We start from the raw sequence: 6,008 nt of genomic DNA, 5'->3' as shown, positions 1-6,008 counted from the left end.
ATCAACCGGCCAGGATAATTGTCGGAAAACCGGCCAAGATAATTGACGCTACATAGGTTTTGATATGACCATTGATAAACGGTTATGTAGCGGAGAACAACGGTATTTTGAGATCACAGACTCGCTTATAAACGCAATTAAAGAATGCGGTATCCATATAGCTTTACAGCCGATCGTTGAGGTAAAAAGCGGAGAAATATTTAGTTTTGAAGCCCTCGCCAGGTGGACGCATCCTATCATAGGGCCAATATCTCCTGATGAGTTTATCCCTATTGCTGAACATTTGGGTCATATCCATGCACTCGGTCTAGAGGTGCTCAGTCAAGCCTGCCAATTCCTCACTGATTACGATAAGTTGTTTGAGACTCGACCAATGATTAACATTAATATCTCAGTTCAACAACTCACTTATCCTAATGTCGTTGAAGATATTCTCAATATTGTCAAAATGTACCACTTATCCCCTGAACGCATCGTATTGGAGGTCACTGAGTCTTATCCATTGGACGGAGGGATGAAAGTTAACGCAGTGCTCGAAAAGCTTAATCAATTTGGATTTAAGCTTTCGATTGATGATTTTGGTGCAGGAATGAGTGCAATCACCAGTTTGTTTAACCTTCCTCTTTATCAGGTCAAACTAGACAAAAAGCTAGTGAGTGAATCCATTGTCTCACAACCCTGTCTGGACTTTTTAACCTACCTATGTGGCTATGGTAGAAAAGAAGGGGTACAGATCGTGGCAGAAGGGGTAGAAGATGAGATGACAGTGAGTAAATTAAAAGAAATAACGATCCCCTATGTGCAAGGGTATTATATGTATCGACCACAACTCCCGCATTGGTGGTTAACGGAAGAAAATATGTAAATGTATTTTGTATTAGTAATCACAGTGTAGAAATTAGCCCCTAAGTACTATGTTTTTTGTCGTGTGTTTATGACACTTTGTATAGATATAAGGTGATAGAGAAAGCACATGACTAGCCCACTTAAAGTTTTTGAATATCATAGTGATGCTTTTAATGAAGTGGAACGCTTTTTTGATTCGTTGTTTAAAAAGAGGACGGTAGATGCTTGCTGGCACCCGAGCCGGTTTGTATATGCGCGATATTTGGTTAAACCATTATTCGAGAAGAGAGGGATTACTGACTGGGAAGACCATGTGTCGTTGTGGCGAGATAGTGATGGCAAGCTAGTGGGCATCGCTCTGTCTGAGGCTGCCGATTTCAACAGCTTTTTCTTTACAGCTTCAGAGCATCGATATGCTTCACTTAAGCAAATGCTGGGCTGGGCAATGGAGACGAATTATTGCCTAGAAGGTGGACGAAAAAGGATGACATGTTGGGCGGATCAAGATGATAACCTGCTAATAACGTTACTTAAAGAGCATGGTTTCGATCAGGATATCGGGCAGGAGTATTTACTTGTCTGTGACTTAAATCAACATACGCAGTCTTCGGCAACCAGTCATTATCTACTTAGCACCCTCGTCGATCCCTGCTTGTATGAAAGCCGGATGGAATGTGTTGCTTCGGCGTTTCAGATTCGTTCGCATTATGATTTATTATCAAGTTATACAATGACGGAAAACGCACCTAATTATCGTCAGGATTTAGATTTTTGTTTAGTCGACCCACTCTATCCAAACACAGTGATTGCCGCGTGTACTGGATGGCAAAATCATTCCGATAATAGTGTGTATCTGGAACCGTTTGCTGTCGCACCTCAATATCAAGGAAAAGGCATAGGAACGATTCTGCTGCGTTTTGTCATGACCTCGCTGAAGCATCAAGGCTTCAGGCATGTATATGTGGCAACCTATGGTGATGGGCTCAAATATTTCTATTGGCAAGCTGGGTTTTCGCATTTTAGGACGTTAAATCATTACTCGCAAAGCGAGCTTGCTTAACCGTGTTTTCATACACGCTGGTAGCAGCGGGACAAATATCTACGAATTATCAAACAGAGAGATAATTAATCGCACAATCCCGTATGCCTTCATAGCTAGACAGAGTGTTGCGCTTTATTTGAGTAATATTAATATAACTTATTGATGTTAGTTATAATTTATTGAATACTATCACTTCCATTCACGCAGATTCATATGCCTAGGAGGTAAATGCCATGACTTATTTTCCGATGAAAAAACTCGATGTCATTTTTGCCTCTGCGCGTCACTGTGCCAACGATTCGGCTCAGGATACCCGCTCACGCATCTGACTCTGCGTCCAACTGTAATTGGCCGCAGGTATAACGCGGCTAATTTGCAGTACCACCTCGCTTTATGCCTGTGGCCTCCTATAACCCAAAAGGAGAGCCATCATGACTCAACTATCTTTATTACCGTTAGCCCAAGCACTGGTTCGTTTGGATGCGATTCGTCAGCGTCGTGCGAGCACACACCGTTATCGCTACACAAATGTGGCGTTAAATCGTCACCTACAGCGTGATATTGGTATTGTGCCTGACAAGCAAGATGCCTTGCCCATTAGCACACAATTTGCGGCAAAACGTTATCTGGTGACATGGCGACGACGATGGCGGTGGCTATAATGGGCCCCAGAAAGCGGCGTATCGGTTGATACGCCGCCCCATCCTCGCATAAAACACTGCGCGGCAGCCAAGTTGGTTGCCGTTTTGCGATCTAAGGGCAGGGGTTAGGGTAGCGGTTAGCGATCTCATCAATACCGGCAAGCACATTATCACTCAGTGTCAGATCCAAGCTGTCGAGATTGCTCTCTAGCTGTTTGAGTGTGGTGGCGCCAATAATGTTAGAGGCGACAAAGGGACGCGTATTCACAAACGCCAGCGCCATTTGCGCCGGATCAAGACCATGACGCTGAGCCAGATCGACGTATTCTTGTGTGGCCTTTTGCCCTGATTCAGTAAAATAACGGGCGAAGCGTTGATGCAGTGTACAGCGTGCGCCTTTTGGACGTGCACCTTGCAAATATTTACCGCTCAGTGCGCCAAAGGCAAGCGGTGAGTAAGCCAATAACTCCACCCCTTCTTGGTGGCTGATCTCAGAGAGCCCCACCTCAAACGTCCGGTTAAGCAGGTTATACGGATTCTGAATAGAGACAATACGTGTGAGGCTGTGCTTCTCTGCCAGATGCAAATAGCGCATCACGCCCCAAGGGGTTTCATTAGAAACGCCGATATAACGGATTTTTCCCGCTTGTACTAGCTCGTTCAGTGCATCCAAGGTATCCAAAATCGTCACCCCAGAATGCTCGTCTTGATAAGGATAATTGAGCTTACCAAAACAGTTATTATGCCGTTGCGGCCAATGGACTTGATACAAATCGATATAGTCGGTTTTCAGTCGCGTCAGACTATCTTCAACGGCTTGATGCACATGACGTCGGTTGAGCGACATGTTGTCACGGATGTAAGGAACATTGCGCGGGCCAGCCACTTTAGTGGCGAGGATCACACGATCGCGCTTTCCCGACTTTTCCAGCCAGTTACCGATATATTGCTCGGTTAAACCTTGTGTCGGTTGGCTTGGGGGGACGGGGTACATCTCTGCGGTGTCGATAAAATTAACACCGCGCTCAAAAGCAAGATCGAGCTGAGCATGCGCGTCGGCTTCACTATTTTGCTCACCAAATGTCATTGTGCCAAGACACACTTTACTCACGTCTAGCGAGGAATGGGGCAAACGGTGGTATTGCATCCTGTCTCCTTGTCTGCAATCGACCTATGGCAGTCCATAGTAGAGAATTTTGCCTTTAATCGAAAGCGGTTTAACCGCACCGCTCGGCTTGACAGGTGTGCAAACTTTAACCATTACTTGTATGGGTGACGCCATGAATTGCCGGGCGATGGGGTGTATTGGGTCAGGTAGCAACAGGCGCCAAAGAAAGCGACAAGAGGAAAGTCAAATGAACTATGCACAACTCAAGGCGTGGATGCGCGCGGATCCCCAGTCATGTCCGCAATGCTACATCATGGCTCATGCGGGAGGCGCCAAGTATTCGGTAGAAGTCGAAATCAAGAAGCAGCTCGAGCCTTTACGTTCCGATCAAACCGGCGAGGTGATGCAGTTTGATCATGTGGGACAAGTGGGGGATAAGCTCAAGGCGCTTGGCATTGAACAGGGCGTGTTACGCTTAATGGATCCCTATGATGAGTTCGCGACCGGTGGGGAGCCTGGGTGTCGCGAAGACATGCCGATTCGATTTTAAGGCGCTATTATTGTGGATCGAGGAAGTAACGGGTCAGGATCTGGTGGGTAAATTGTGTCCGTAAATAAAACCCACGTGGTAGCGTTCGAATTGGCTCGCCATGAGGCCCAAAGGCGTCGGTGAGTACGCTGCCATTAGCAGCCTTGGGCCGCAATTGTAAGTATTGGCCTTGACGTGCCGTGATTTCGGTCACGCGTCCCAATGCCACCCAATCCATTAATTCTTCCCAGTCGGCGCGTAAGCATGCGTCTTCTTCTGAGCTAGGAGACCACAGCAGGGGGGTCCCTATCCGTCGCTTCGCCACGGGAATATCACGCTCGCCTTCCACTGGGACCCATAACACGCGTGATAGTTTTTGTCTTACATGGCTGGTTTCCCAACGTACCCCCGCAATCCCAGTGAGTGGTGCGACACAGACAAAGGTTGTTTCTAGAGGCTTACCGTTTTGGTTGACGGGAATGGTTTTTAGCTCAATCCCCAAATGTGCGAAGTCTTGTTCAGGCTTACTCCCCGCATTGGCACCTAAACAGGTCTCGAGTAACATACCGATCCAGCCTTTTTCCCGAGAGAGTGTTTCCGGACAGCTTATCGCTTGTGACTGGCTCACTTCACCCAGCGTCAGACCTGCAAGCTCTAGTGCTCGGTCCATCAGTATCTGTTCAGACTCAGGAGGATGTATCACAGTGGCTCGATCCTGTTTATGGGCATAACGGTCGTGCATTATCGAGAACTGTCATCAGTGCTGCAAGTGGATCCTTGGGGAGAGAATGTCATGACTGTCCTTTAGTTATCCACATGGGCATCATTTTATGCGCGTAAATGAGGCACATGATCATATATACAGTAATAAAAATCAGAGAAAAATGGATAAAAGAGCTGATCTGTCGTTTTTTTGAGCTATCGATGTGGATAATTCACTAACTGGTGGATCTTTGAGCGATCTGTGCGTATTTAATGATCGTCGGATCTTGTCAAGGATCCTATCTTAACGAATTACTTTTAAGTTTATGAATTTAAGGTCTTATTTTGTTTGTATGACAATATTTCCTTCCGTTAGATGATCGATACCTGATGCTTTAATGCACTTTTTCTAGGCTTCTTCACAAATCTATCCACAGAAAGCGTGAATAAATGTGCGCAAACTCTCATTGCTATGTTTATAACTTCCTGTTAGAGAGTGAGTTATCCTCAGATGACGACGAGAGCGCAAAAAAGAAGGTCAATCCACAATGTTTGTTTACCCTCAGCCGCTTTTTGTGAAAAAATCAGGTTCAGTAGAGATTTATCATTGAGGTTGTCCAGTGATTGATGGCGATGGCTATCGTCCCAATGTGGGGATAGTAATTTGTAACGGCCACGGTCAAGTACTCTGGGCTCGTCGATATGGTCAGCATTCATGGCAGTTTCCACAAGGTGGTATTGATGAAGGAGAAAGTCCTGAGCAAGCCATGTATCGTGAATTGTATGAAGAAGTTGGACTGACCAAAAAAGATGTGCGCATCTTGGGGACTAGTCGACATTGGTTACGTTATAAATTACCGAAACGCTTGGTGCGGTGGGATTCTAAACCCGTATGTATTGGGCAAAAGCAAAAATGGTTTTTGCTTAAGCTTGAGTGTGATGAGTCACACGTGAACGTTTTGCGTGGCGGGACACCGGAATTTGATGGCTGGCGTTGGGTCAGTTATTGGTATCCTGTGCGTCAAGTCGTGGCATTTAAGCGTGAAGTCTATCGGCGTGCAATGAAAGAGTTTGCGCCGCTTGCGATGCCTTTTAAAGAACGCAAACCTCGACGTAAAAATAAGCGAGGGTAAAGGAGAA

Annotated in this window: 7 protein-coding genes; 5 read left to right on the top strand and 2 right to left on the bottom strand. The window is 46.0% G+C overall.

Features of this window, described 5'->3' with window-relative positions; translation table 11 throughout:
• Positions 1 to 64: 64 nt before the first annotated feature.
• From HLG76_RS09365 to HLG76_RS09355, 3 genes are all read left to right on the top strand, one after another.
• Positions 65 to 865, top strand: a complete 801-nt coding sequence (locus HLG76_RS09365) for an EAL domain-containing protein (protein WP_175993530.1) — start codon at positions 65 to 67, stop codon at positions 863 to 865.
• A 108-nt stretch (positions 866 to 973) separates the two neighbouring features.
• The gene (locus HLG76_RS09360) at positions 974 to 1,906 is read left to right on the top strand and encodes a GNAT family N-acetyltransferase (RefSeq protein ID WP_175993529.1); all 933 of its coding nucleotides are present in this window, start codon (positions 974 to 976) and stop codon (positions 1,904 to 1,906) included.
• Between the two features lie 413 nt (positions 1,907 to 2,319).
• Positions 2,320 to 2,550: a hypothetical protein gene (locus tag HLG76_RS09355; RefSeq protein ID WP_175993528.1), complete on the top strand. Its 231-nt coding sequence runs from the start codon at positions 2,320 to 2,322 to the stop codon at positions 2,548 to 2,550.
• A gap of 91 nt (positions 2,551 to 2,641) precedes the next feature.
• Here the strand turns inward: HLG76_RS09355 and HLG76_RS09350 are convergent, their stop codons facing one another.
• Positions 2,642 to 3,676 carry an NADP(H)-dependent aldo-keto reductase gene (locus HLG76_RS09350; RefSeq protein WP_021023317.1) on the bottom strand — a complete coding sequence of 345 codons (1,035 nt, stop codon included), beginning with the start codon at positions 3,674 to 3,676 and terminating at the stop codon, positions 2,642 to 2,644.
• A gap of 208 nt (positions 3,677 to 3,884) precedes the next feature.
• Here HLG76_RS09350 and HLG76_RS09345 point away from each other — a divergent pair, with 208 nt between their 5' ends.
• The gene (locus tag HLG76_RS09345) at positions 3,885 to 4,187 is read left to right on the top strand and encodes a DUF6482 family protein (RefSeq protein ID WP_077461734.1); all 303 of its coding nucleotides are present in this window, start codon (positions 3,885 to 3,887) and stop codon (positions 4,185 to 4,187) included.
• Between the two features lie 7 nt (positions 4,188 to 4,194).
• Here HLG76_RS09345 and mutH read toward each other — a convergent pair whose 3' ends face one another.
• Entirely contained in the window at positions 4,195 to 4,866 is a 672-nt protein-coding gene (gene mutH / locus HLG76_RS09340; protein WP_368656354.1) for a DNA mismatch repair endonuclease MutH, read from the bottom strand.
• A gap of 622 nt (positions 4,867 to 5,488) precedes the next feature.
• On the opposite strand from mutH, the gene rppH reads away from it, so the two are divergent.
• Complete coding sequence (gene rppH, locus HLG76_RS09335; RefSeq protein WP_021023314.1) at positions 5,489 to 6,001, top strand: RNA pyrophosphohydrolase; 513 nt, start codon at positions 5,489 to 5,491, stop codon at positions 5,999 to 6,001.
• The last annotated feature ends 7 nt before the right edge of the window (positions 6,002 to 6,008 follow it).

The sequence above is a fragment of the Salinivibrio sp. EAGSL genome (assembly GCF_013366455.1).
GTDB classification, from domain to species: domain Bacteria; phylum Pseudomonadota; class Gammaproteobacteria; order Enterobacterales; family Vibrionaceae; genus Salinivibrio; species Salinivibrio costicola.
This window is presented reverse-complemented; position numbering and strand designations above follow the sequence as displayed.